Raw genomic sequence first — 1190 nt, forward strand, 5'->3', positions numbered from 1 at the left:
TATGAATTAGTCGAAGATCTTAGCAACAACACCAGCACCTACTGTACGGCCACCTTCACGGATCGCGAAACGTAGACCTTCGTCCATTGCGATTGGTGCGATTAGCTCAACAGTCATCTGTACGTTGTCACCTGGCATTACCATTTCTACGCCTTCTGGTAGCTGGATGTCACCAGTTACGTCAGTTGTACGGAAGTAGAACTGTGGACGGTAGCCTTTGAAGAATGGAGTGTGACGACCACCTTCATCTTTAGACAGTACGTATACTTCTGATTCGAACTTAGTGTGTGGAGTGATTGAACCAGGCTTCGCTAGTACTTGACCACGTTCAACTTCGTCACGCTTAGTACCACGTAGAAGTGCACCAACGTTCTCACCTGCACGGCCTTCGTCTAGAAGCTTACGGAACATCTCTACACCAGTACATGTTGTAGTAGTTGTTTCCTTGATACCTACGATAGCAACTTCGTCACCTACAGTTAGGATACCACGCTCGATACGACCAGTTACTACTGTACCACGACCTTGGATTGAGAATACGTCTTCGATAGGCATTAGGAATGGCTGATCTACCGCACGCTCTGGCTCAGGGATGTAAGTATCTAGAGCTTCAGCTAGTTCAACGATTTTCGCTTCCCACTGCTCTTCGCCGTTTAGTGCGCCTAGTGCAGAACCTTGGATAACTGGTAGGTCATCACCTGGGAAATCGTATTCAGATAGAAGTTCACGAACTTCCATTTCTACTAGTTCTAGTAGCTCTTCATCGTCAACCATGTCACATTTGTTCATGAATACGATGATGTATGGGATACCAACCTGACGGCCTAGTAGGATGTGCTCACGAGTTTGTGGCATTGGGCCATCTGTCGCAGCAACAACTAGGATACCACCGTCCATCTGTGCAGCACCAGTGATCATGTTTTTAACGTAGTCCGCGTGTCCTGGACAGTCAACGTGTGCGTAGTGACGAGTTGGAGTGTCGTACTCAACGTGAGAAGTTGCGATTGTGATACCGCGCTCACGCTCTTCTGGAGCGTTATCGATAGATGCGAAGTCTTTAGCTACACCGCCGTAAACTTTAGCAAGAGTAGTACAGATAGCTGCAGTTAGAGTTGTTTTACCGTGGTCAACGTGGCCGATAGTACCAACGTTAACGTGCGGTTTCGTACGTTCAAATTTTTCTTTAGACA

At 47.2% G+C, this 1190-nt stretch carries 1 protein-coding gene; it reads right to left on the minus strand.

Annotation, left to right across the window (positions count from 1 at the left end; translation table 11 throughout):
- Positions 1 to 6: 6 nt before the first annotated feature.
- The coding region (gene tuf / locus ACWYVB_RS24085; protein WP_164667183.1) for an elongation factor Tu at positions 7 to 1190 on the minus strand (1184 nt) is incomplete at its 5' end.

This window comes from Vibrio sp. JZG10, assembly GCF_054064075.1.